The organism is Mycolicibacterium sp. P4_G11 (genome assembly GCF_056555145.1).
This window is the reverse complement of the sequence record NZ_JBFUJW010000013.1, coordinates 157,868-181,188: the sequence shown is the minus strand read 5'-3', so window position 1 is coordinate 181,188 and position 23,321 is coordinate 157,868. Positions and strand designations below refer to the sequence as shown.

Genomic DNA, 23,321 nt, shown 5'->3' with positions numbered 1-23,321 from the left:
GCCAACCTAACCGAGGGTCTCCGGCAGGTCGATGTGTTCCTTCAGCACGTGCTCGGACAGGAAGGCCGCCACCACCTGGTACCAGATCTTGGCGTGCTGCGGCGCGGCGATCCAATGCCCTTCGGACGGGTAGTAGAGGTAGCGGTGCGCCGTGCCGCCGGTGTCGTCGGCGGGCAGCCCTGACCGGGTCAGCAGGTCGTTCCACAACCGCAGGCCTTCACCGATCGGGACGCGATAGTCCTTGTCGCCGTGGATCACCAGCATCGGGGTCGTGATGTGCTCGACGTGGCGGTGCGGCGAATTGCGTTCGGCCATCTCGGGTGTCATCTCGCGGGCCCACCAGTAGGCGCCGTCGGTCGTCGGCCCGAATTGATCGAGCGCCCACAGGCTGGCATGGGTGACGATGGCGGCGAACCGGTCGGTGTGCCCGGCGATCCAGTTGGCCATGTAACCGCCGAACGAGCCGCCCATCGCCACGATCCGGCCGGCGTCGACCCGCGGGTGCTCGCAAGCGGCGTCGACAGCCGCCATCAGGTCGGTGAACGGCGCGAAACCCCAAGCACCCCAGCCACGTTGGATGAAGTCCTGACCGTATCCGGTGGACAGCGCCGGGTCGGGCATCAGCACCGCGTAACCCAGCGCGGTGAGCACCCAGGGATTCCACCGCCAGTGCCAGGTGTTCCAGCTGCCCAGCGGTCCGCCGTGCACCCACAGCAGCAGCGGCGCGGGAGTGTCGCCGGCCGGGAGCGTAAGCCAGGACCGGATGGGTGTACCGTCGTCCGCGGTTGCCGTCGCCTCGACCAATTCACCTGGCAATTCCGGGAATTCGACGCAGGGCAGCACGGTCACGGATCCGTCGGCGGCGACCCGGACAGGATGGGGCGGAGTCAGGTAACTGCTGCGGAGGGCGTACAGCGCACCATCTGCGACGGGCCGCACGTCGCTATAGGCGAAGTCGTCGTGGGTCAACTGGTTCACGTCGCCGGTGCCGGGCCGGACGCGGAAGATCGGCGCGCGGCCGTCGTCGTCCGCGGTCACCAGCAGTGTGGATCCGTCGTGCGACCACGTCACCGACGTCGGCCAGCGATCCCAGTGCGCGGTGAGCTCCACCCGCTCGCCGTCTAATACCTGGGTGCACAAGGTGATCCGCGGCGCTTGATCCGGCGTCGAGTGCATCTCCCGGATGAACGCGACCGTGCTGCCGTCGGGCGAGATCGCCGGGCTCCCCAGGTCGGCGACCGGGTCGTCGGCGATCACGGTGCGCTCCCCCGTACCGATGTCGATGCGGACCAGCACGCTGCGCAACGCGGCCCCCGGAGCGGGTAACTCCCACGACGCGACGGCAAAGCTCCCGTCCGCGCTGATATCGACGGTGGCCTCGTTCAGCGCCAGGCCCGGCTGCGGTGTGATGTCCTGGGCCGCACCGGATTCCATGCGGAGCAGGTGCGCATGATCCGGCCCCAGGTCGTGGTCCCAGTGCCGCACCGGGTAGCCGGTGTGCAGGATCGCCGACACCTTGTTGTCCTTGCGGAGGGTGCGTAGCCGCTTGTCGTCCTCGGGAGTACCGGCCGACGGGAGCATCGGCGCCGTCACCACCACGACGTCAGCCGAACGGGCCGCGTGCACTCCACTGACGCCGCCGGCCAACTCGAGAATCCGTTGTGCTTCACCGCCGTTCGCCGGTAATCGCCACACCGCCGCCGGCGGCTCCTCGTCGGAGTCGGTGGGTCGCGCCGCGACGAACAGCAGATCTCCGGCCGCCGTGAAGGTCGGCTGGGATTCCCCCTTGGCTCCATAGGTCAGCCGGCGCGCCACATGCCGGCCGTCCGGGTCGAGTTCCCAAGCCGCGGTGACATATTCGCTGCCCTTGTTGTTCAACTCGCTGATCATCGTGACCACGCGGCGGCCGTCGGGCGAGACGGCGAGCCCCGACACCCGGGGCAGAGAGAGGTAGGCGTCGAGATCGGCAAAAGGAGTTCCGGCCATACTCCGTTGGTATCACACGCCCCACGTCGAACTCGCGCAGTTAATTTCCGGCGGTCACCGATTCCGCTGTACAGACGTGGTCTCGACGCTCACCCGCCGACCGGTTGAGCTGGTGGGCTGCAACTCGCGGATGGGTAGCCCACCGTCGTCCACCAGGACGGAGCGCTCCTCGGCCGGGGCGAATGCGTGCCGCTCACCCCACTGACGCAACGCAACGACGACGGCGAACAGGTCCAATCCGGTGGGCGTGAGCTCGTAGATGTGCCGCCTGCCCGTCGGAGCCGGTTTTCGTTCCAGGATTCCGCGCTCGACGAGTCGCCGGAGCCGGTCGGTGAGGATGTTGCGCGCGATTCCCGTCGCCTGCTGGAAATCCCCGAAGGACCGGGCACCATCCATGGCATCGCGAACGATCAGCAGGCTCCAGCGGTCACCGACCAGATCGAGCGTGCGCGCGACGGGACACGTGGGGTCGGTCCACTCAACCTCGGACTGGGTCATCACGCCTCCACATTAGTTGCTAATTGAAACCAATGTGACGTAGCGTCGAATCAGTTGCAAATTGCCACCGATTGGACTTCATGTGACGCCTCGAAGCACCCGCCTGCTGTTCGCGACCATCTGCGGGGTGTCCGTCGCGACCATCTACTCGGCCCAGCCCATGCTCACGCAGATCGGCAGCGACCTTGGCGTATCGAGCGGCAACCTCGGCTGGATCGTCACGGCAGGGCAGCTCGGCTACCTCGCGGGATTGGGCCTACTGGTACCACTGGGCGACCTACGCGACCGGCGCACGCTCATCGTCGGACACCTGCTGCTCACCGCGGTTGGTGTCGTGATCGCCGGAACCGCGACGCACGCGTGGACCATGCTTGCCGGCGTAGCGATAGCCGGTCTGTTCTCGGTCGTCGTGCAGACGACGGTCGCCTACGCAGCGGCGTTGTCGGCACCGCAGGAGCGCGGACGCACCCTGGGCGTCGTGACCGCCGGCGTCGTCATCGGCATTCTCGGCGCTCGGACCGTCGCCGGCGCTCTCGCCACAGCCTGGGGCTGGCGCAGCGCCTACGCCGCACTCGCCGCACTGCTTGTCGTGCTCGCGGCGCTGGTCCCGACGCTCCTTCCGCCCGACCCACGCGCTGACCGCCCGGGCTATCGGCAGGCGCTGAGCGCGTCGCGCATGTTGTTCGGCGACCGGCTTTTCGTCTCACGTGGCCTGATCGCGTTCTTCTTGTTCGCGTCGTTCGGCACGCTCTGGAGCGGCCTCGCCCTCCCGCTCACAGCGTCGCCGTGGCATCTCAGCGCCGCTCAGATCGGCCTGTTCGGGATCGCGGGGCTGGCCGGGGCGCTGGGCGCCGGCCGCGCCGGCCGCTGGGCAGATGCCGGTTTCGCCAACGCGGTCACCGGGGCAGCCCTCGCACTCCTGGCCGCGTCATGGCTGGCGATCGCCCAGGCATCGTGGGGACTGTGGCTGCTCGTCGTCGGCGTGATCATTCTCGATTTCGCCGTCCAGGCTGTGCATGTCAGCAATCAGCACCTACTCACCGCCATCCACCCGAACCACGCCAGCAGTGTCATCGGCGGCTACATGCTCTTCTATTCTCTCGGCTCAGCCCTCGGCGCGGTCGGCACCACGGCCGTGTACTCGGCCGCCGGATGGATCGGGTCCAGCATTCTCGGTGCCGCCTTCGCGATCGGTGCGCTCGCGGTATGGACGGCCACGAGGCCGGTTTCATCATGTGACGGATCGCACCGGTCGGCCCCCAAGGCATCCCAGACAACGACAAAGGGTGTCGGACCGTATGGTCCGACACCCTTTGTTGTCTCGTGCGAGCGTTTGTGGCGCTCGTGAGGGGGTATTAGCCCCGACGACCGCAGACCGGCCACGCCCCGATGCCCTGGGTGCGCACCACATTCTCGGCAACCCGAATCTGCTCGTCCTTGCTGGCGGTGTGGGGCATGCCCGTGCCACCGTTGGCACGCCAGGTGCCCAGGTTGAACTGCAGCCCGCCGTAGTAGCCGTTGCCGGTGTTGATGGCCCAGTTGCCACCAGACTCACAGGCTGCAACGGCGTCCCAGTTGCGGCCGCCGTCCGCATTCGCGGTACCGGCACCGATGACCATGGGGGCAACTGCAACGGCCCCAGCAACGGCAACCAGTCCAAGCGTTGTGCGGATGTTCTTCACTTCGTTCCTCTCGCCGAGCGCGCGCCAAACATCGCCCGCGCATAGGCGGTGCGAACTACGGCCTGCCGGGCAGGCGTTAGGGGGGCTGAGTCGTGTCGTCTCGGTCAGACACGACAGCGGGGGCGGTTTGATCGGTCCGGGCTCAATGCCGGCGGACGCCACGGGCAACAGGCCATCTGCTCTGGTCCCACCGCGATCCCGCTCACACGCAGGTTCATGGTTTTTCAGTTATTTGCTCTCTTGGAGCAGTACGAGGACCGTAGCAAGAACTGACCCTGCGATGTCGAATCCATCCCAGCCAGATAACAGGCAGATCACGGCCCAACCTGAGAGGAACATAAGCAGGTCATGTGACATATAAAGCCCCGCTAACAAATAACAGTTCGGCAACATTCCGTGATAGAGGTCACCATGAAATTGTGGCCTGGCACACACAATTCAATTCACATTGGTCACAGTTGTCGCAGGTCAGCGGCACAATCCTGCGGCGTCGACAGTAAACCTCCGGCGTGTCGCCCGGTGGAATCTCCGCCCTTTCCGGCCCCAGTTCGCTACCGACGGGTGCGTCAAACCGCCATTGACTGGGTAGGACCGAGCAATACGGCCGCCAATCAGGACTTTTCACATTGACGCCGCAGCCCGTTCAGGACCCGTTAACCGGCCGTCACTCGCCCCATTCTCCCAAACACATTGCCCTGCAACAGGTTTAGAATTCGTCGTGCAATTGGGGTGATAATTGACCGGAATTGCGGCGCTTAATTTGCACATTATTCGCACATTGTCGAATTTCCATCAATTCGAATTCGCCACACAGCGAGAAATTAGAGAATGCGCAACCCGGCAACGGGCATTTGCTGAGACGCTCAGGCGAAATCGTCGGGGCTGTTGACGTTCACCAGCGCCCGCTGCCGATCCATCACCACCCGCTGGGTGTCGGCGGTGTCGACCAGTGCCCGCATGCTGCGTCGTCCGCGGGCTACCAACTCCTCCGCCCGAGTCGCCAGCGTGGTGCGGTAGATGCCTGCCAGATAGTGGTCCCGGCCATCCCAGGGCAGCACCACGTCGGCGTCGACCCGCGCCGCGTGCTCGGCAAGCTCGTCGATCAGATCAACGGTCAAGTAGGGCATGTCCACGGCGGACACGAACGCGCGCGGAAATCCGGCGTCGGCCGCCGCACGCAACCCGCGCGCGGTGGCCAACAACGGCCCGACGCCGGGCGTCGCGTCCCGCAGCACCTGGGCATCCAGGTCCGGCAGCGCCTGGCCACGGGCTGCGATCACGAACACCTGCGCACACCGCCCTCGCAAGGTGGCCACCACCTGTTCGACGAACGTGATCTCCCCCGCCGGCCCGTCGAACCGAACGGTGGCCTTGTCCCGCCCCATACGACGAGACGCCCCGCCGGCCAATACAACTGCGGCCAGCGGGGCGTCCTCGGTCAAAGCGTCGCTACTACTCGTCGACGGTCCAGGTGTCCTTGCCACGCAGCAAGGATTGCAGAGCGGCGGTGTCGTGCGCCTTGGAATCCATCGCCGTCTTCAGCTGCAGACGCGCTTCGTCGTCGTAGGTCGGCCGATTCACCTGACGGAAGATACCCATCACGGTGTGTTCCAGGTTCTGCTCCGACAGGCGCGACAGCGCGAAGGCGTAGGCGGGGTCGTCGAGGTTGGCGTTGTGCACCACGATGTCCGACGGGTCCACATCAGCGGTCTTGCCGATCTCCAGCCCGTAACCGGACTTGGTGACGCAGAACTCGCCCTGGGCACCGAAGACGATCGGCTGGCCGTGCACCAGGTTGATCAGCCGGTCCTCGGCGCCTTCCTTGCGCAGCGGGTCGAACGAGCCGTCGTTGAAGATCGGGCAGTCCTGCAGGATCTCGACGATGGCGGCACCACGGTGGGCAGCCGCGCCCTTCAGCACCTCGGTCAGGCCCTTGCGGTCGGAGTCCAGCGCCCGGCCGACGAACGTGGCCTCGGCACCCAGCGCCAGCGACACCGGGTTGAACGGCTGGTCCAGCGAGCCCATCGGGGTCGACTTGGTGACCTTGCCGACCTCGGAGGTCGGCGAGTACTGGCCCTTGGTCAGACCGTAGATCCGGTTGTTGAACAGCAGGATCGTGATGTTGATGTTGCGGCGCAGCGCGTGGATCAGGTGGTTACCACCGATCGACAGCGAGTCACCGTCACCGGTGACGACCCACACGGACAGGTCCGGACGCGCCAGCGCCAGGCCGGTCGCGATGGTCGGGGCACGACCGTGGATCGAGTGGAAGCCGTAGGTCTCCAGGTAGTACGGGAACCGGCTGGAGCAGCCGATGCCGCTGATGAACGCGATGTTCTCGCGGCGCAGGCCCAGCTCCGGCAGGAAGTTGCGGATGGTGTTGAGGATGACGTAATCGCCGCAGCCCGGGCACCAGCGCACTTCCTGATCGCTGGTGAAGTCCTTGCCCTTCTGCGGCTGGTCCGTGGTCGGAACCAGGGCATTCTTGCTGAGGGCTTCGGTCAGGCCCAGATCAGCACCGATCAGATCCGTCATGCGTTTGCTCCCACACCGGTCTCCACGGTGGCGGCCGCCAACCGTGCGAACTTGGCCTTGTCAGTTTCCTTTTCGCGCAGCGATCCGTCCAGCGCCGCGCCGATGATGCCTTCGACCTCGTCGGCCAGGAACGCCATGCCCTCGACCTTGGTCACCGACTGCACGTCGACCAGGAACTTGCCGCGCAGCAGCAGGGCCAGCTGACCGAGGTTCATCTCGGGCACGACGACCTTGTCGTACTTGCGCAGGACCTCTTCGAGGTTCGCCGGGAACGGGTTGAGGTGACGCAGCTGGGCGTGGGCCACCTTGATGCCGTTGCGCCGGGCGCGGCGGCACGCCTCGCCGATAGGACCGTACGAGCTGCCCCAGCCGAGCATCAGCAGTTCGGCCTCGCCGCTCGGGTCGTCGACCTCGAGGTCGGGCACCTTGATGCCGTCGATCTTGAGCTGGCGCAACCGGACCATGAGGTCGTGGTTCTTGGGCTCGTAGGAGATGTTGCCGGAGCCGTTGGCCGCTTCCAGACCACCGATGCGGTGCTCGAGTCCCGGCGTACCGGGGATGGCGAACTGGCGGCCCAAGGTCTCGGGGTCACGCGCGTACGGCTGGAACGGCTCGCCCGGCTTGGCGAACGTGTGCTCGATGGCCGGGTAGCTGGCGATGTCCGGGATGCGCCACGGCTCGGAGCCGTTGGCGATCGCGCCGTCCGACAGGATGATCACCGGGGTGTGGTAGCCGATGGCGATCCGCACCGCCTCCACCGCGATGTCGAAGCAGTCCGACGGGGAGCACGGGGCCAGCACCGCGACCGGCGACTCACCGTTGCGGCCGTAGAGCGCCTGCAGCAGGTCGGCCTGCTCGGTCTTGGTCGGCAGACCGGTCGACGGGCCACCGCGCTGCACGTCGATGACGATGAGCGGCAGCTCGGTCATCACCGCGAGGCCGATGGCCTCGGACTTCAGCGAGACGCCGGGACCCGAGGTGCTGGTCACGCCGAGCGCGCCACCGTACGAGGCGCCGATCGCCGAGCCGATGCCCGCGATCTCGTCCTCGGCCTGGAAGGTCATGACGTTGAAGTGCTTGTACTTGGACAGCTCGTGCAGGATGTCGCTGGCCGGGGTGATCGGGTAGGTGCCGAGCACCACCTGGACGTCGGCCAGCTGGCCGGCGGCGACGATGCCGTACGCGGTGGCGGTGTTACCGGAGATCTGGCGGTACTCGCCGGACTTGAGCTTGGCCGGGGCCACCTCGTAGGTGGTACCGAACGCCTCGGTGGTCTCGCCGTAGTTCCAGCCGGCCTTGAGCGCCAGCACGTTGGCCTCGGCGATCTCGGGCTTGCGGGCGAACTTCTCGCGGATGAAGGCCTCGCTGTGCTCCAGCTCGCGGCCGTACATCCAGGACAGCAGGCCGAGCCCGAACATGTTCTTGGCGCGCTGACCGTCCTTCTTGGTCGCGCCGATGGCCTCGACCGCGGCCAGGGTCAGCGTGGTCATCGCGACCGGGATGACGACGAACTCGGACAGTTCGTCGTTCTCGAGCGGGTTCTCGTCGTACCCGACCTTGGCCAGGTTGCGCTTGGTGAACTCGTCGGAGTTGGCGATGATCATGCCGCCGCGCGGCAGGTCGGCAACGTTGGCCTTGAGCGCGGCCGGGTTCATCGCGACCAGCACGTCGGGGCGGTCACCGGCGGTGAGGATGTCGTAGTCCGCGATCTGAATCTGGAACGACGACACACCGGGCAGGGTGCCCTGTGGTGCGCGGATCTCGGCGGGGTAATTCGGCTGCGTCGCAAGGTCATTGCCGAAGAGCGCGGCTTCCGAAGTGAACCGGTCACCGGTCAGCTGCATACCGTCACCGGAGTCACCGGCGAACCGGATGACGACCTTCTCGAGCTTCTGCCGCGAGGCCGCGCCGCTCCCGGCGCCAGTGCCGTTGTCGCCGTCGTTAAGACCCACGACGCCCGCCTTTCACACTCTGTTTCGGCAGCCCGTCGCACCGTGTCGGAGACGCCGCGGAGCGGTACTCACGATCACCAGCCCGGCGTCGCCAAATTTTTGATGTCACTGCTAGTACCGATTATTGCACTTCTCTTAGGGTGCACTCGCCAGGACGCGCCATTGCAGGTCTGATGACGACCACATGAATACGCACGTCAAATGGATTGCAGGCGCTTGACACCTGTCAAAATGTGGCTTTCATCACGTTCCACTCGGCGGAATTCCTAAGAAAGCAGTTACCGATCGGTAGCCGTCTGCGCTAGCGCTCGGCCGCGTCGGAAATACCCGGCGCCACAAGCGATTAGGCGTCAGTCCGGTTGGCCGTCTGGACGGGTGTCCAGACGGCGGCCATGCCACCGGAGGCGCAGCAGCATCAGCTGCCGGTGTGCCTGAAACCCCAACGACAGCGGGTCGGCCCAGGCGCGGCGACCCGGCGTACTACGACCGGTATCGGTATCCATACGGCCATTGTCCAGAAGCTGGGCAACCGCGCACGTCCCGCGACGGGGCGGCGACATGTCGGTCTGGTGAAGATTCGTGGCATTGCCCGGCCTGAACCGGCATCTACATCGCGTTCGGGGCGGTCACAAGCTCGCGACGACGGTGTCGATGACAACGAATGCAGCCACGGCAAACACGAGGTAGGCGAACCAATGCTGAAGACGCCGGGTATCCAGCCTGGCGCCGAGGTGGCCGGCGATCAGTGAACCGACAATCGCGGTGCCGACGAACACCGTGGCGATCGTCCAGTCGATGCTGGCGCCGCTCAGATGAGAGAAGACACCCGCCACCGAATTCGCGACGATGATGAGCAGCGAGGTTCCGATCGCGATGGGCATCTCCACGCCGAGCATCAGCACGAGCGCAGGAATGATCAGAAAGCCACCTCCGACGCCGAAGAGGCCCGTCAGAAGGCCGACGAGGAATCCCGCGGGGATGGATCTCGGGGCGCACCGGCGCCAGTTGATTCCTGAATCACCCACTGTGCACGCGGTGCCGGTGCCGTTGTTGTCCTGCAGCATCCGGATTCCGGCCAGCACCATCACCATCGCAAACCCGACGAGCAGCGCAGGTTGCGGCAGATGCCTGCCGATCGCGCTGCCGATGAACGTCGCCGGGATACCGGCCGCCGAGAAGACGGCGGCCAGCCGCCATTGGACGTGACCGGCACGAATCTTCGGCAGCACGCCCACCGCCGAGGCGATGCCCACAATCAGCAGCGACATCGGAATTGCCTGCTCGATGCCGAGCCCCAGTACGTAGACCAATGCCGGCACGGCCAGGATGGACCCGCCTCCGCCGAGTAGCCCCAGTAAGGCACCGATCACGCCGCCGAGGGCAAGCGCCAGAACGATGTTCACGGATTTTCACTCCGTTCCGATGAAGCGAGACACGGTGTCAGTTCGCCCGCCCAGCGACCCGGGCGCGCACGCCCTCCATGTCCAGCGTCTTTACCCGGGTGATCAGGTCCTCGAGAGCCGCGGCCGGCATCGCGCCGGGCTGGCGGTAGACCAGCATGCCGTCGCGGAATGCCATGATCGTTGGGATCGCCTGGATTTCGAGGGCAGCGGCGAGTTGCTGCTGGGCTTCGGTATCGACCTTGGCGTGCACCACATCGGGGTGCGACTGCGCCGAACGATCGAACACGGGGGCGAACGCGCGACACGGACCGCACCACGATGCCCAGAAATCGATGAGCACGATGGGGTTGTTGCTGATGGTCGCCTCGAAATCGGTAGCGGTCAGGTTTTTGATTGTCATTGCGATGTCCTTTCTTGGTGAGTCAATCACGTTGCTGGAGAATGCTTTTCAGATGATCGCGACTACCTTCACGCATTCTGGGTGGCTTCCGCCCAGGCGCCATACCCGCCCAGGATGTCGCTCACGTCGTTGAATCCGTTCCGCCGCAGCAGACTTGCCGCAACCGATGACCGGTATCCGCCCGCGCAGTACACGACAGTCGGCTTCGCGGGGTCCAGCTCACCGAGCCGGGCGGGCAGTTGCCCCACCGGGATGCTGATGGCGTTCGGGATGGCACCGGCCTCGACTTCGCCGGGGTTACGGACATCGACGATCTGCAGGTTCGTCAGCTCGGCAGCCCTTTGGTCAAAGGCCTTGGCAGTCAACCGCGATGCCACCTGGACATCGAGCCGGTGATCAACCAATGCCCGGTAGGGCTCCGCCACGTAGCCGATCACTCTGTCGAAGCCGATCCGGGCGAGCCGGGTCTTACCCTCGAGCTCCTGACCGGGGTCGGTGAACAGCACGATGTCGACGTCGGAAGGGAGAACCGAACCGGCGAACTCGGCGTAGCGACCTTGCAGGCCGATGTTCACCGCGCCATGCAGGTGGCCCAGGGCGAATTCCTCAGGGCCACGCCCGTCCACCAGGGCCGCTCCAGCGTCGATCGCCTTGCGGGCCTGGTCGTAAGTCAGGGGCGTCGGCATCTTGTTCTCGTCCAACAGTTCCCTGTCCTTGCGGTTCAGGATCGCGTCGTAGACGAAGTAACTCGGCGCGGGCGGCTGCCCCTCGGTGACGAGGTTCATGAACGAGGTTTTGTCCGGAGCGCGCAGCGCGTAGTTCGTCGCCTTCTGGTCACCGATTGACGACCACAGGTCGGTCGACAGATTCTTGCCGCATGCCGAGCCCGCACCATGTGCCGGATACACCCGGGTCGCGTCGGGCAGCGTCATCAACTTGTCGTGCAACGAGTCATACAGCATGTCCGCCAGTTCCTCTCGCATATAACCGATCGAGGCCAACAGGTCGGGGCGGCCGACATCGCCGATGAACAGCGTGTCCCCGGTCATGACGCCATAGGGCACTGGGTCATCGGCGTGCTCGTAGACCACCACGCTCATCGACTCGGGGGTGTGCCCGGGGGTATGACGGAATTCCAGCGTCACCTCGCCCAGCGAGTACCGCTCACCATCGGCGACACCCATCGACTCGAACTCGGTCTCGGCGACAGACGAGTAGACGATCTTGGCGCCGGTGGCCTTCGCGAGCTCGAGGTGCCCGGAGAGGAAGTCCGCGTGGAAGTGGGTCTCGATGACCAACTCGATGGTCAGCCCATGTGCTGTGGCATCGGCCAGATATCCGGCCACGTCGCGCTGCGGGTCCACAACGACTGCACGGCCGGTGGTTTCGTCACCGATCAGGTAGGACGCGTGCGACAGACAATCCAGGTAGTACTGCTGCAGGATCATCGCTGATCTTCTTTCTCCCAGTTGGATAGCACCATGTGCGCTATACCCCTACGGGTATATCAATATACCCCTGGGGGTATTCTATTCCCACCCGGTACGTTCCTCTAGAGGCTTAGGTCACCCATGCTGTCGGCCCTTCGCCTGCCGCACCTCGCGTCAAATGCCGTTCGGCTCGCTGATAGGCGTCACCTATCGGTGCATTTGAAATGCCGATTACCAACCGCCCGACTAACGGACAGGATCGCCGCTCGTGAGGATTACATTGGAGCGATGACCACCGTCAGGGACGGCCACGACGTCGACGCGACGTACGACGAACACGACGTTCAGGTCAGCGGCGCGAAACACGAAGCCGCCGGAGTCAAGGCCGTGCTGGTCAGCATGCAGCGCGCCATGGCACAGATGGGGCCGCTCCGCACCGCGGAGACGCTGAGCAAGATCAATCAGCGCCACGGCTTCGACTGCCCGGGCTGCGCGTGGCCCGAGGAACACGGCGGCCGCAAGATCGCCGAGTTCTGCGAGAACGGCGCCAAGGCCGTGGCCGAGGAAGCCACGCTGCGCCGCGTCACCCCGGAGTTCTTCGCCCGCCATTCGGTCGCCGATCTGGCCGCGCAACCCGAGTACTGGCTGTCCCAGCAGGGCCGGCTCACGCACCCAATGGTGTTGGCGCCCGGCGACACCCACTACCGCCCGATCGACTGGGACGACGCCTACGCGCTGATCGCCGACGAACTGAAGGCGCTCAGCTCCCCGGACGAGGCGCTGTTCTACACCTCCGGCCGCACCAGCAACGAGGCCGCGTTCCTCTACCAACTGCTCGCGCGCAGCTACGGCACCAACAATCTGCCGGACTGCTCGAACATGTGCCATGAATCGTCGGGCACCGCGCTGGTCGAGTCGATCGGCATCGGCAAGGGGTCGGTCACCGTCGACGATCTCATCCACGCCGACTGCATCGTCATCGCCGGGCAGAACCCGGGCACCAACCACCCCCGCATGCTGTCCACGCTGGAGAAGGCAAAGGCGAACGGCGCCAACATCATCGCCATCAACCCGCTGCCCGAGGCCGGGCTGATGCGGTTCAAGGATCCGCAGAAGGTGCACGGTGTCGTCGGCCACGGGGTACCCATCGCCGACGAGTTCGTGCAGATCCGGATCGGCGGCGACATGGCGCTGTTCGCCGGATTGGGCCGGCTGCTGTTGGAAGCCGACGACTTGGCACCGGGCACCGTGCTGGATCGCGACTTCATCGACCAGCACTGCGCCGGCTTCGACGAGTACGAAACCCGCACCCGCGCAGTCGAACTGGACGTCGTCTCCGAGGCCAGCGGAATCGGACGTGACCAGTTGCAACGGGTCGCCGACGCGCTGGTCCGGTCGGAGCGCACCATCATCTGCTGGGCGATGGGCCTGACCCAGCAGACGCATGCGGTGGCCACCATCGGCGAGGCCACCAACCTCTTGCTGATGCGCGGCATGATCGGAAAGCCCGGCGCGGGAGTGTGTCCCGTGCGCGGACACTCGAACGTGCAGGGTGACCGGACCATGGGTATCTGGGAGAAGATGCCCGAGCAGTTCCTGGCCGCGCTGGATACCCGCTTCGGCATCAGTTCCCCGCGCAAGCACGGCCTCGACACCGTGGACGCGATCCGGGCCATGCGCGACGGACAGGCCACGGTCTTCGTCGGGATGGGCGGGAACTTCGTCTCGGCCACTCCCGACACCGACGTCACCGCCGCGGCGATGCGCAATTGCGCTCTGACGGTGCAGATTTCGACGAAGCTCAACCGCAGCCACCTGATCCACGGGCGCACGGCGCTGATCTTGCCGACGCTCGGCCGCACCGACAAGGATTTCCAGGCGGGCGGCAAACAGGTGGTGTCGGTAGAGGATTCGATGTCGATGGTGCACCTGTCGCGCGGTGGCCTGACCCCACCCAGCGACCAGGTTCGCAGCGAGGTCGCCATCGTCTGCCAGCTGGGCCGGGCCCTGCTGGGCGCCGACCACCCGGTGCCGTGGGAATCGTTCAACGCCGACTACGACGGCATCCGCGACGCCATCGCCGACGTGGTCCCCGGGTGCACCGACTACAACGTGCGGGTCCGCCGGCCCGACGGCTTCCAGCTGCCCCACCCGCCCCGGGATTCCCGCGAATTCCCCACGCACACAGGCAAAGCCAACTTCTCGATCGAACCCGTGGAGTGGGTGCCGGTGCCCGAAGGCCGGCTGGTGCTGCAGACCCTGCGCAGCCACGACCAGTACAACACCACCATCTACGGCTTGGACGACCGCTATCGCGGCGTCAAAGGCGGCCGGCGCGTGGTGTTCGTCAACCCGGCCGACATCGCGGCCCTCGGGCTGCGGGACGGCAGCCGTGTCGACCTGGTCTCTGAATTCGACGGCCAAGAGCGCCGCGCGAAAGACTTTCTGGTGGTGCCCTATTCGACCCCCGCGGGTAATGCCGCGGCCTACTACCCGGAGACCAATCCGTTGATTCCGTTGGACCACACCGCCCGGAAATCCAATACCCCGGTATCCAAGGCAGTCGTGATCAGGCTTGTCCCAGGGGTCGAGCGCAGCGAGGGAGGATCGGACCAGCCATGGGCCGAGTAACCGCACGGCGCCGGGCCGAACACGTCACCGCGGGCGGCGCGGTCTCGCGCCCGGAAACCCTCGCGGTCGAGGAGCCCCTGGAAATCCGGGTCAACGGCAGTCCCCTCACCGTCACCATGCGGACGCCGGGGTCGGATGTCGAACTGGCCCAAGGGTTTCTGCTCACCGAGGGAGTGATCGCACGCCGTGACGACATCGCCCGCGTCGCCTACTGCCGTGGCGCCACCGAAGACGGGGCCAACACGTACAACGTGCTCGACGTGATGTTGGCACCGCATGTCCCGCCGCCGTCGGTCGACGTGACGCGCAACTTCTACACCACCTCGTCATGCGGCGTGTGCGGCAAGGCGTCGATCGATGCCGTCCGAACCGTCAGCCACTACTCCCCCGGCGACGACCCGACCAGCGTCACCTCCGACGCGCTCTCGGCCATGCCACAGGTACTGCGCCAGGCCCAGAAGGTGTTCAACAGCACCGGCGGACTGCACGGTGCCGCGCTGTTCAGCGCCGGCGGCGAGATGTTCGTCGCCCGTGAAGACATCGGCCGGCACAACGCGGTGGACAAGGTGATCGGGTGGGCGCTCGAGAACGACCGCATTCCGTTGACGGGCACCGTCCTGCTGGTCAGCGGGCGGGCGTCGTTCGAACTCACGCAGAAGGCCGTCATGGCCGGTATCCCGCTGCTGGCCGCCGTGTCCGCGCCGTCGTCGCTGGCGGTCGACCTGGCCAGCCAGGCCGGGCTCACCCTCGTGGCGTTCCTGCGCGGCGAGTCGATGAACGTCTACACCCGTCCGGACCGGGTGATCAGGTAAGGACTCCAAAAGGAAAAGCCCCCGCCGTGGCGGGGGCTTTTCCTTTTGGCGAACTAGGCGCTCTTGTCGCGACGCTCCGAGCGGGACGCCTTGCGCGGCACGATGGTCGGCAACACGTTGTCCTGAACGGTCTCCTTGGTGACGACCACCTTGGCGACGTCATCGCGGCTCGGGATGTCGAACATCACCGGCTGCAGGACCTCTTCCATGATGGCGCGCAGGCCACGGGCACCGGTGCCACGGTGGATGGCCTGGTCGGCGATCGCGTCGAGGGCCTCTTCGGTGAACTCCAGCTCAACCCCGTCCATCTCGAAGAGCCGGACGTACTGCTTGACCAGCGCGTTCTTCGGCGTGGACAGGATCGACACCAGCGATTCCTTGTCCAGGTTGGTCACCGACGCCACGACCGGGAGACGACCGATGAACTCGGGGATCAGACCGAATTTGATCAGGTCCTCGGGCAGCACCTCGGCGAAGTGGTCCTGGGTGTCGATCTCGGCCTTGGAGTGCACCTCGGCACCGAAGCCCAGGCCGCGCTTGCCGACCCGGTCGGACACGATCCGCTCCAGCCCGGCGAAGGCACCGGCCACGATGAACAGCACGTTGGTGGTGTCGATCTGGATGAACTCCTGGTGCGGGTGCTTGCGCCCGCCCTGCGGCGGCACCGACGCCTGCGTCCCCTCGAGGATCTTCAGCAGCGCCTGCTGCACGCCCTCACCGGACACGTCGCGCGTGATCGACGGGTTCTCGCTCTTGCGGGCGATCTTGTCGACCTCGTCGATGTAGATGATGCCGGTCTCGGCGCGCTTGACGTCGTAGTCAGCGGCCTGGATCAGCTTCAGCAGGATGTTCTCGACGTCCTCGCCGACGTAGCCGGCCTCGGTCAGCGCGGTCGCGTCCGCGATCGCGAACGGCACGTTGAGCATCTTGGCCAGGGTCTGCGCCAGGTAGGTCTTGCCGCAGCCGGTGGGTCCGAGCATCAGGATGTTCGACTTGGCGAGCTCGACCGGCTCAGACCGGGAGTCGCGCGACTTCTCCTGCGCCTGGATCCGCTTGTAGTGGTTGTAGACAGCCACCGCGAGCGTCTTCTTGGCGTTGTCCTGACCGATGACGTAGCCCTCGAGGAAGTCCCGGATCTCCTGAGGCTTGGGCAGCTCGTCGAGCTTGACGTCGTCAGCGTCGGCCAGCTCCTCTTCGATGATCTCGTTGCAGAGGTCGATGCACTCGTCGCAGATGTAGACGCCAGGTCCAGCAATCAGCTTCTTGACCTGCTTCTGGCTCTTTCCACAAAACGAGCACTTCAGCAGGTCACCGCCGTCTCCGATGCGCGCCATGGGGTGAGGCCCTACTTTCTCCGGTCGCCGTCAGTCGTTACACCAGATAGTGGGTTATTTCGGGTGTGAACCCGACGCTACCCGTTCGCTCCGTTGCGATGCGACCGAAAGGGGCGAATCGCTCCGGTGGTATTTATCCGTGTGCAGGAGAACATAGCCCGATCGGTGGCTTGCCACCCCTCGGCGCGCTGACCGTGATTCTGGCGTGTCTTCCCGGCGCCGGTTGGCGTTGGCTCGGCAGGCCTCTGATCAGGGCTGTTCACCTATCTGCAACCCTACCGTGTGCACATTGAGGCCGCCGACGCATTTCGCGGCCAGCGCAAGTCGACGACCGTCTGCCTACGCCTGTAGCCGCCCGCCCAGCTGGTCCACCGGCACCGACACCGTGAGTGGGCCACCGTTGCCCACCAGTTGACTTTCGCCGAAGAAGAACGTGACGGCCTCGTCGGTGAGCGCGAAGTCCCGGTACGAGTTGCGGTCCGGTTCGATCAGCGCCGCATTGCGCGCCTTCAACGCGCGCTGCACCACCGGCGTCAGGATCGCCACCGGATCGGAACCCGGCCCGAACAACGTGTCGATGGTGATCGACCCATCGGGCCCGTGGGTGAAGGTCCGGTACCGGATGTCCGGGTGCCCTTCGTGGGCGAAGCCCGTCGGATCCACGATCTTGAGCACCAAGGTTTGGGTTCGCGCCGAGCGGTACACCGTCGGCGTCACCGTCTCCGTGTACACCCGGCCGCGGCCGAACTTGTCCACCCAGCCGACGAACCCGTCACGGTCCTGGGCCAGAAAGTCCGCTACCGCCTGTTGGTCGGGATAGTCGACCGGGAAGGCCGCGGTCCGTTCGTACCCGGTACCCACCTCGTGGATCCGGCAGATGCCGGTGGCGTCGGCCGTCCCGCCCAGCGCACCGCACGACTGCTGCGCGGACACCGTCGGCGCCGCGCCCAGGAATGTCACTGTCGCGGCCAGGGCAAGAACCGAAAACCTCATGCCCCCATGGTTCGCCGATGCGCTTGGCGGATTCTTGGCCTGCCCCTACCCGAGTTCGACGGTGAACTCATGCGCGCCGATGCGGATGCGATCACCATCGAACAGATTGGTGTTGGCCTCGATCCGCGCGCCCTGTACGTACACGCCGTTGGCCGAGCGCAGGTCCACCATCACCGGCCCGGTGCCGGCATCGACGATGACGGCATGGTGCCGGCTGACGTCGGCCGCGTCGAGCACGATGTCGTTGTCGGCGAGGCGACCGATGCGGGTTGCCATCGCGCGCAAGGCAAACCATCGCCCGGTCGCGTCGCGCAGGCCTGCTCTGGACGAGGTCGACTGCGTGGAGCCCGGCCGGAGCCGGCCGATCGTGTGTACTGCCGTCGCTTGCGCGGCACCCTGCACGTCGAGTGGTTCCTGGCGCAGAATCCGTTGCTGCAGGGCAGTTATCGCCGTGCCGGGATCGATACCGAGGTCCTCGGCCAGGATCGCCTGCACCCGCCGGAACGCATCCAGCGCGTCCGCCTGCCTTTGACAGCTGTAGTAGGCGGTGATCAGCTGCGCCCACAGCGGTTCCCGGTAGGGATGTTCAGCGACCAGCGATTCCAGCGGCCCGATCACCAGAGATGCATGGCCACAAGCAATTTCAGCTTCCGCTCGGGCGGTCTCCACCGCAATCCGGTCGTCGACCAGCGCGGCGGCGACGGCGTCGACGAAGGCGAAGTCGGACAGATCACCGAGGACCGGGCCGCGCCACTGCGCCAACGCGGCCGACAGGTGGGTGCCCGCGGATGAGAACCGACCGGCCGCCGCGGCGCGCACACCGGCGACCTTTTCCTTCTCGAAACGCCCCAGGTCGGTTGCCTCCTCCGGCACATCGAGTCGATAGCCGGGCGGTGCGGCGGCCAGCGTCTCCCGCGGCATTCCGGACTCCGCCAGGACCTTTCGGAGATTGGAGATGTAGGAGTGCAATGCGGTGCGGGCGGCCGCGGCCGGCGACTGCTCCCACACAGCGTCGATCAACGCGTCCACCGACACCGGGCGACCGCGATTGAGTAACAGCATCGCGAACACTGCTCGCTGCTTGGGTGCGCCCAGCGAGACGACGTGGTCGTCGACGGCCATCCGCAGCGGGCCCAGAACGCCGAAATCGATTCCGGTCGGCCGCATGGGCCGAGGGTATCGGGTGCTATCGGCCGATGCGGGCTATTGCCAGTTCCGCGAACGTCTTCAGGGTGTCGCACCGCCACACGTAGCTGCCGGTCACGCGGTAGATCCGTTCACCCGTCAACAACACGGTGAGCGTCGTCGATGGAGGTGTGACGTTGGGTTCGTAGGTGCAGACCGCCTTCAGGCCCACGCCGTCGACCGCGGTGGCCCTGGGCCAGGCGGCCACCTCCTTGAATGTCGTTGCGGCGTCCCATGGGAACGCGTCGGCGAACCGGACATCGGACTCCAGGCTGCGTCGTGCCTGCGGCTCGTCTGATGACCGGTAGGCACAAGACAATTCGGGCAGCTGCACCCGAATCGGCGCGGCGGTGGCCGGACCTTCGAGAAAGACCGCGGCTTCGTCGGCGCTGACCCAGCTGCAGGCCTCGGTGCTCTCGTGGTCGTCGGCGAGCGCGACGGGCGACAGGGTGACCGCGACGGCCAGGGCCGCCAGGGCGGGCGCGAACCGCGTCATGACCGGTAGCCCTCACCGAAGGTCATGGCGTCGACGACGTGCCCGTCGTTCACCGTCGGGCCGAGCAGGACCCGCGTGGTGTTCGCGGCCGGGTCGTAGGCCATCAGCGCCTGCGACGGGCTGCATCCGGCCGTCGACTTCAGCACCAGCGAGCCGCCTGACGCACCGACGACGTCAATGTTGTTGCCGGCGCCTGGAACCTTGACGCGCTGGGTGTGACCATCGGCCGTCACCCGCGACAGGAACACCACGCCGCAGGCGCCGAGTGACTGCACGAACGTGCCGCTCGGCAGCTGCCAGAGGCCGACGTCGCCGTAGTCGCCTTCGAATCCGGGTTCATTCTTCGCGTTGTTGACGGCGGTGAGCGCGGTCGGCGCCGACCCGTCGATCGGCACCTTCCACAGCTGGCTGCTCGCGGACTTCTGCGCGGTACAACTGGCGACGAAATCCGTTGGCGCCAACCATCGGGTCGTCCGGCACACCGCGCCCGGCATCGGTACCGGCAGCACCCGCCCGACGGTCCCGTCGTTGCCCATGAGCACGAAGCTGTTGTCGGTCCGCGGCACCTCGTCATTGGCCCGGTTGGCCGTCGACAGCACAAGGGTGGTGCCGTCGGGGGTTTCCAGATAGTCGCCGCCGAATCGGCCGGCGCCGGCCAAATCATCGGTCGGATAGGTCAGCTGCACGTTGCCCGCCAGGTCGACACGTTGCAAGGTGCTGGGCTGGTCGTGGCTCGTCGATGACAACACGATCGCTTCACCGCCCGGCCGGCTGAACCGCGGGGAAGCACTCGACGGGAACGACGTCTGGCTGCCGGTGCGCAAGTCGACGACGATCACCGAGTCGCCGATTGTCAGCAGCGCGCGACCACCGTTGCCCGACCAGTCGACCAAGCGCGGGTGCCATCCTTTGTCCGTCGGCTCGAACGTGGTGATGGCGTACCGGTGACCGGCCGGATCGATCAGGAACAGGGTCTCGGCGGCCTTCCCAGGTGCCGGCGCGTCAGGGTCGGGGCGTTCGCCCGGGAGTCGTCCGGGGACCGGGTTCCAGGTGGCCAGGGTCCAGCCGTCGCCGACCTGATTCCACGGCACCGGCATCGAGGTGTCCGGGGTTGGATTCGCCTGGGCCACCGGCAATCCGGCCACCACGGACGCGACCAGCGCGGCAGCGGCCAGAGCGACGGAGGAACGGCGTGCGGGTCGGCTCATGACGGGTCCTGTTCGGGGTGGCCGGGATTCGTGGTCGCGTCACAGGGTGCGGCGGGCGCCTTGGCGGTTTCTTGGCGCGAGGCGGGCGGCCGACGAAGGGCGAAAACATACCTTTCGACGTAATCTTCCAAATGCGTCAATTAACCTTCTTGGCTGGGGCCCACTCCCCAGCTAGCGACGCTCTCATCCGAATACGCGAAGGACCTGCGCGATGAATCACTTCAGCCACGCCACGACAGCCACCCCACTCCGGCGGCTCCAAAGCCTGCCACTGGCAGGTGTCGTCGCGGCCGCCTGCGTCCTGGCGCCGAACGGCCAGCTCGCGACCCAGGCGCATGTTGTTGCCGTCAGCACCCCGCGGATTGAATCCCGGGCCATTCAGTTCGCGGCATTCGCCCAGGACATGGCCGCGCAACAGCAGCAGCTGCTCGACCAGATCACCAGCGCCGCAGCGACCAACACGTCCGCGGGGCCGGTTGCCCTGGCCGCCGTCGACCCGATCGCCACTGCGGGCAATGTTGTCGTCAACGTGCTCAACGTCCTCGCGCAGGCCGTGGTCGCGTCGGCCAAGAGCACCGTCCAATCAGTGGTGTCCATACCGCTGGTGATACTGAATCGCGCAGCCACCGATCCCCTGTACCTCCCGTGGGTGCCCATTGCGTTGGCGTCCTTCGTGCTCACGGCCCCGTTCCAGATCGTGGGGACGTTCGCGTACCAGATGGTCGCAAACCTGACAAAAGCGGTGACGACCCTGCTGCCGGCCGCCGCCGGCCCGGCACCCGCCGCGGCCGACAGCCCGGCACCCGCGACAGCCGACCCTGCACCGACCGCGGCCAACCCGGTCCAACAGGCCATCGACACCGTCAAGACGAGAGTGACCAGCGCGACCAACGCCGCCGGCTCGGCCTTGGCCGCCGCGCCGGCCGCGCTGACGTTCGGGCTGCAGCTGCCGTCGACACTCGCTCCGCTCGCGCCCGTCGCCGGTGCGGCATTCGCCGCCCTGTCCCCCGCGATCGCCGTCGCGAACTTCATCTCCGTGCTGGTGACGGGCAAGGCGCTGCCATTCAATGTGGTGAAGCCGCAGCTGTCGTCCATCTTGTCGTCTGCGGCGACCACCCCGCGCTCGACCGCCGCGACCGACAAGGCGTCGGAGCCGGACGCCCCCGCTGCCGGCACCACAGGCACGAACGACGCCGCCGGCGCCGACAAGCCGTCCACCAAGACCGAGAAGAAGGCCACCAAGACCGTGCAGAAGCCGCGGCGGACTTCTCCGGCGTCGACCGCAAGCACGACACCGACGGCGGGCACCGACGATTCGCCCACCAAGTCCGGTAGCGAGCCGGCGACGGCCACCAAGCCGGAGAAGCCCGACACCAAGCCCGACACCAAGCCCGAGAAGCCCGATACCAAGCCGGAGAAGTCCGAGAAGTCCGGCACCGACAATTCGTCGTCAGCGCAACACGATTCGACGACGGGCAAACCTGAACAGGTTGGCGGCCGCTGTGCGTTTACAGACCTAGGCCTTCTGGGCCGAGAGCTTCCGGTACTCGAGGACCGTGTCGATGATCCCGTATTCCTTGGCATCGGCCGCGGTGAGGATCTTGTCGCGGTCGGTGTCCTTGCGGACCTGCTCGGCAGTCCGGCCAGTGTGCCGCGCCAGCGTCTCCTCCATGAGGGTGCGCATGCGCTCGATCTCGGCGGCCTGGATTTCCAGGTCCGAGAACTGACCCTGGATGACGCCACCGAGCGACGGCTGGTGGATCAGCACGCGGGCGTTCGGCAGGGCCATGCGCTTGCCGGGCGTACCGGCGGCCAGCAGCACCGCGGCGGCCGACGCGGCCTGACCGAGGCAGACCGTCTGGATGTCGGCACGCACGTACTGCATGGTGTCGTAGATCGCCATCAGCGAGGTGAACGAGCCACCCGGCGAGTTGATGTACATCGTGATGTCGCGATCGGGGTCCTGCGACTCGAGCACCAGCAGCTGGGCCATCACGTCGTTGGCGGACACGTCGTCGACCTGGGCACCCAGGAAGATGATGCGCTCGTCGAACAGCTTGGCGTAGGGGTCGACGATGCGCTCGCCGGTGTGCGTGCGCTCCGTGAACTGCGGCAAGATGTAGCGCGCCTGCGGAGCCAGCTCCGGGTTCAGATGCTTGGAGATCACTTCGAGGCCCCCTTGCCGCCGTTGAGGTTTGCGCGGGTGATGATGTGGTCGACGAAGCCGTATTCCAGCGCTTCCTGCGCGGTGAACCAGCGGTCGCGGTCGGAGTCGGCCTCGATCTGCTCGATGCTCTTGCCGGTGAACTCCGCGTTCAGCCGGAACATCTCCTTCTTGATGACGTGGAACTGCTCGGCCTGGATGGCGATGTCCGACGCGCTACCGGTGACGCCACCGAGCGGCTGGTGCATCAGGACCCGGGCGTGCGGCAGGGCGTGGCGCTTGCCCTTGGCGCCGGCGGCCAGCAGGAACTCACCCATCGAGGCGGCCATGCCCATCGCATAGGTGGCGATGTCACAGTCCGACAGCTGCATGGTGTCGAAGATCGCCATGCCGGCGCTGATCGAGCCACCCGGCGAGTTGATGTACATGTGGATGTCTTTGGTCGGGTCTTCGGCCGTCAGCAGCAGGATCTGAGCGCACAGCCGGTTGGCGATGTCGTCGTCGACCTGCGAGCCCAGGAAGATGATGCGCTCGGCAAGCAAACGCTCATAGACCGAGTCCGTGAGGTTGAGCCCCGGTGCGCTTGAACGCATGTCAGTCACGACTGGATAC

21 protein-coding genes are annotated in these 23,321 nt (G+C 66.3%); 3 read left to right on the top strand and 18 right to left on the bottom strand.

Annotated elements, in window-relative coordinates:
* Positions 1 to 6: 6 nt before the first annotated feature.
* Both AC1U2B_RS25475 and AC1U2B_RS25470 read right to left on the bottom strand, forming a co-directional pair.
* Positions 7 to 1,986: a S9 family peptidase gene (locus AC1U2B_RS25475; protein WP_480218985.1), complete on the bottom strand. Its 1,980-nt coding sequence runs from the start codon at positions 1,984 to 1,986 to the stop codon at positions 7 to 9.
* A gap of 54 nt (positions 1,987 to 2,040) precedes the next feature.
* Positions 2,041 to 2,484 (bottom strand): winged helix-turn-helix transcriptional regulator, encoded by a 444-nt coding sequence (locus tag AC1U2B_RS25470; RefSeq protein WP_480219027.1) that lies wholly within the window; start codon positions 2,482 to 2,484, stop codon positions 2,041 to 2,043.
* 82 nt (positions 2,485 to 2,566) lie between these two features.
* On the opposite strand from AC1U2B_RS25470, the gene AC1U2B_RS25465 reads away from it, so the two are divergent.
* The gene (locus tag AC1U2B_RS25465) at positions 2,567 to 3,832 is read left to right on the top strand and encodes an MFS transporter (RefSeq protein WP_480218984.1); all 1,266 of its coding nucleotides are present in this window, start codon (positions 2,567 to 2,569) and stop codon (positions 3,830 to 3,832) included.
* A gap of 7 nt (positions 3,833 to 3,839) precedes the next feature.
* Here the strand turns inward: AC1U2B_RS25465 and AC1U2B_RS25460 are convergent, their stop codons facing one another.
* The 8 genes from AC1U2B_RS25460 to AC1U2B_RS25425 all read right to left on the bottom strand — a co-directional run bounded on the left by AC1U2B_RS25460 (position 3,840) and on the right by AC1U2B_RS25425 (position 11,904).
* Positions 3,840 to 4,166 (bottom strand): transglycosylase family protein, encoded by a 327-nt coding sequence (locus AC1U2B_RS25460; RefSeq protein WP_308204146.1) that lies wholly within the window; start codon positions 4,164 to 4,166, stop codon positions 3,840 to 3,842.
* Positions 4,167 to 5,029: 863 nt separating this feature from the next.
* Positions 5,030 to 5,608 (bottom strand): molybdenum cofactor guanylyltransferase, encoded by a 579-nt coding sequence (gene mobA / locus AC1U2B_RS25455; RefSeq protein WP_480218983.1) that lies wholly within the window; start codon positions 5,606 to 5,608, stop codon positions 5,030 to 5,032.
* Positions 5,609 to 5,618: 10 nt separating this feature from the next.
* Positions 5,619 to 6,701 (bottom strand): 2-oxoacid:ferredoxin oxidoreductase subunit beta, encoded by a 1,083-nt coding sequence (locus AC1U2B_RS25450; RefSeq protein ID WP_043394284.1) that lies wholly within the window; start codon positions 6,699 to 6,701, stop codon positions 5,619 to 5,621.
* Positions 6,698 to 8,653 carry a 2-oxoacid:acceptor oxidoreductase subunit alpha gene (locus AC1U2B_RS25445; protein ID WP_260940336.1) on the bottom strand — a complete coding sequence of 652 codons (1,956 nt, stop codon included), beginning with the start codon at positions 8,651 to 8,653 and terminating at the stop codon, positions 6,698 to 6,700. The genes AC1U2B_RS25450 and AC1U2B_RS25445 overlap by 4 nt, the downstream gene beginning before the upstream one ends.
* 350 nt (positions 8,654 to 9,003) lie before the next feature.
* Positions 9,004 to 9,156: a hypothetical protein gene (locus tag AC1U2B_RS25440; RefSeq protein WP_155910649.1), complete on the bottom strand. Its 153-nt coding sequence runs from the start codon at positions 9,154 to 9,156 to the stop codon at positions 9,004 to 9,006.
* A 123-nt stretch (positions 9,157 to 9,279) separates the two neighbouring features.
* Positions 9,280 to 10,056 (bottom strand): sulfite exporter TauE/SafE family protein, encoded by a 777-nt coding sequence (locus AC1U2B_RS25435; RefSeq protein WP_480218982.1) that lies wholly within the window; start codon positions 10,054 to 10,056, stop codon positions 9,280 to 9,282.
* Positions 10,057 to 10,093: 37 nt separating this feature from the next.
* Positions 10,094 to 10,456 carry a thioredoxin gene (gene trxA / locus AC1U2B_RS25430; RefSeq protein WP_480218981.1) on the bottom strand — a complete coding sequence of 121 codons (363 nt, stop codon included), beginning with the start codon at positions 10,454 to 10,456 and terminating at the stop codon, positions 10,094 to 10,096.
* Between the two features lie 68 nt (positions 10,457 to 10,524).
* Positions 10,525 to 11,904, bottom strand: coding sequence for an MBL fold metallo-hydrolase (locus AC1U2B_RS25425; RefSeq protein WP_480218980.1), 1,380 nt, complete (start codon positions 11,902 to 11,904; stop codon positions 10,525 to 10,527).
* A gap of 270 nt (positions 11,905 to 12,174) precedes the next feature.
* Between AC1U2B_RS25425 and AC1U2B_RS25420 the strand changes: the two genes are divergently transcribed.
* Together AC1U2B_RS25420 and fdhD are read left to right on the top strand one after the other, a co-directional pair.
* Positions 12,175 to 14,517 carry an FdhF/YdeP family oxidoreductase gene (locus tag AC1U2B_RS25420; protein WP_480218979.1) on the top strand — a complete coding sequence of 781 codons (2,343 nt, stop codon included), beginning with the start codon at positions 12,175 to 12,177 and terminating at the stop codon, positions 14,515 to 14,517.
* A complete protein-coding gene (fdhD, locus tag AC1U2B_RS25415) occupies positions 14,505 to 15,329 on the top strand; it encodes a formate dehydrogenase accessory sulfurtransferase FdhD (protein ID WP_043394297.1) in 825 nt (274 codons plus the stop codon). The genes AC1U2B_RS25420 and fdhD overlap by 13 nt, the downstream gene beginning before the upstream one ends.
* Before the next feature lie 53 nt (positions 15,330 to 15,382).
* Here fdhD and clpX read toward each other — a convergent pair whose 3' ends face one another.
* The 8 genes from clpX to AC1U2B_RS25375 all read right to left on the bottom strand — a co-directional run bounded on the left by clpX (position 15,383) and on the right by AC1U2B_RS25375 (position 23,302).
* The gene (clpX, locus tag AC1U2B_RS25410; RefSeq protein ID WP_043394298.1) at positions 15,383 to 16,663 is read right to left on the bottom strand and encodes an ATP-dependent Clp protease ATP-binding subunit ClpX; all 1,281 of its coding nucleotides are present in this window, start codon (positions 16,661 to 16,663) and stop codon (positions 15,383 to 15,385) included.
* Positions 16,664 to 17,002: 339 nt separating this feature from the next.
* The gene (locus AC1U2B_RS25405) at positions 17,003 to 17,656 is read right to left on the bottom strand and encodes an RsiV family protein (protein WP_480218978.1); all 654 of its coding nucleotides are present in this window, start codon (positions 17,654 to 17,656) and stop codon (positions 17,003 to 17,005) included.
* Positions 17,657 to 17,701: 45 nt separating this feature from the next.
* Positions 17,702 to 18,823 carry a BTAD domain-containing putative transcriptional regulator gene (locus AC1U2B_RS25400; RefSeq protein ID WP_480218977.1) on the bottom strand — a complete coding sequence of 374 codons (1,122 nt, stop codon included), beginning with the start codon at positions 18,821 to 18,823 and terminating at the stop codon, positions 17,702 to 17,704.
* 19 nt (positions 18,824 to 18,842) lie between these two features.
* Complete coding sequence (locus AC1U2B_RS25395; protein WP_480218976.1) at positions 18,843 to 19,337, bottom strand: hypothetical protein; 495 nt, start codon at positions 19,335 to 19,337, stop codon at positions 18,843 to 18,845.
* Positions 19,334 to 20,545: a hypothetical protein gene (locus tag AC1U2B_RS25390; protein ID WP_480218975.1), complete on the bottom strand. Its 1,212-nt coding sequence runs from the start codon at positions 20,543 to 20,545 to the stop codon at positions 19,334 to 19,336. The genes AC1U2B_RS25395 and AC1U2B_RS25390 overlap by 4 nt, the downstream gene beginning before the upstream one ends.
* Before the next feature lie 378 nt (positions 20,546 to 20,923).
* Positions 20,924 to 22,024, bottom strand: coding sequence for a hypothetical protein (locus AC1U2B_RS25385; RefSeq protein WP_480218974.1), 1,101 nt, complete (start codon positions 22,022 to 22,024; stop codon positions 20,924 to 20,926).
* A 37-nt stretch (positions 22,025 to 22,061) separates the two neighbouring features.
* Entirely contained in the window at positions 22,062 to 22,712 is a 651-nt protein-coding gene (locus AC1U2B_RS25380; protein WP_043394308.1) for an ATP-dependent Clp protease proteolytic subunit, read from the bottom strand.
* Positions 22,709 to 23,302: an ATP-dependent Clp protease proteolytic subunit gene (locus AC1U2B_RS25375; protein WP_043394310.1), complete on the bottom strand. Its 594-nt coding sequence runs from the start codon at positions 23,300 to 23,302 to the stop codon at positions 22,709 to 22,711. The genes AC1U2B_RS25380 and AC1U2B_RS25375 overlap by 4 nt, the downstream gene beginning before the upstream one ends.
* Positions 23,303 to 23,321 lie beyond the last annotated feature (19 nt).

Excerpts from the sequence above, each read along its gene's own strand:
- AC1U2B_RS25475 (WP_480218985.1), bottom strand. The coding sequence starts at position 1,986 with ATGGCCGGAACTCCTTTTGCCGATCTCGACGCCTACCTCTCTCTGCCC.
- AC1U2B_RS25420 (WP_480218979.1), top strand. The coding sequence starts at position 12,175 with ATGACCACCGTCAGGGACGGCCACGACGTCGACGCGACGTACGACGAA.
- AC1U2B_RS25400 (WP_480218977.1), bottom strand. The coding sequence starts at position 18,823 with ATGCGGCCGACCGGAATCGATTTCGGCGTTCTGGGCCCGCTGCGGATG.
- AC1U2B_RS25440 (WP_155910649.1), bottom strand. The coding sequence starts at position 9,156 with ATGGATACCGATACCGGTCGTAGTACGCCGGGTCGCCGCGCCTGGGCC.
- AC1U2B_RS25450 (WP_043394284.1), bottom strand. The coding sequence starts at position 6,701 with ATGACGGATCTGATCGGTGCTGATCTGGGCCTGACCGAAGCCCTCAGC.
- fdhD (WP_043394297.1), top strand. The coding sequence starts at position 14,505 with ATGGGCCGAGTAACCGCACGGCGCCGGGCCGAACACGTCACCGCGGGC.
- AC1U2B_RS25425 (WP_480218980.1), bottom strand. The coding sequence starts at position 11,904 with ATGATCCTGCAGCAGTACTACCTGGATTGTCTGTCGCACGCGTCCTAC.
- AC1U2B_RS25405 (WP_480218978.1), bottom strand. The coding sequence starts at position 17,656 with ATGAGGTTTTCGGTTCTTGCCCTGGCCGCGACAGTGACATTCCTGGGC.
- AC1U2B_RS25470 (WP_480219027.1), bottom strand. The coding sequence starts at position 2,484 with ATGACCCAGTCCGAGGTTGAGTGGACCGACCCCACGTGTCCCGTCGCG.
- AC1U2B_RS25375 (WP_043394310.1), bottom strand. The coding sequence starts at position 23,302 with ATGCGTTCAAGCGCACCGGGGCTCAACCTCACGGACTCGGTCTATGAG.
- clpX (WP_043394298.1), bottom strand. The coding sequence starts at position 16,663 with ATGGCGCGCATCGGAGACGGCGGTGACCTGCTGAAGTGCTCGTTTTGT.
- AC1U2B_RS25390 (WP_480218975.1), bottom strand. The coding sequence starts at position 20,545 with ATGAGCCGACCCGCACGCCGTTCCTCCGTCGCTCTGGCCGCTGCCGCG.
- AC1U2B_RS25395 (WP_480218976.1), bottom strand. The coding sequence starts at position 19,337 with ATGACGCGGTTCGCGCCCGCCCTGGCGGCCCTGGCCGTCGCGGTCACC.
- trxA (WP_480218981.1), bottom strand. The coding sequence starts at position 10,456 with ATGACAATCAAAAACCTGACCGCTACCGATTTCGAGGCGACCATCAGC.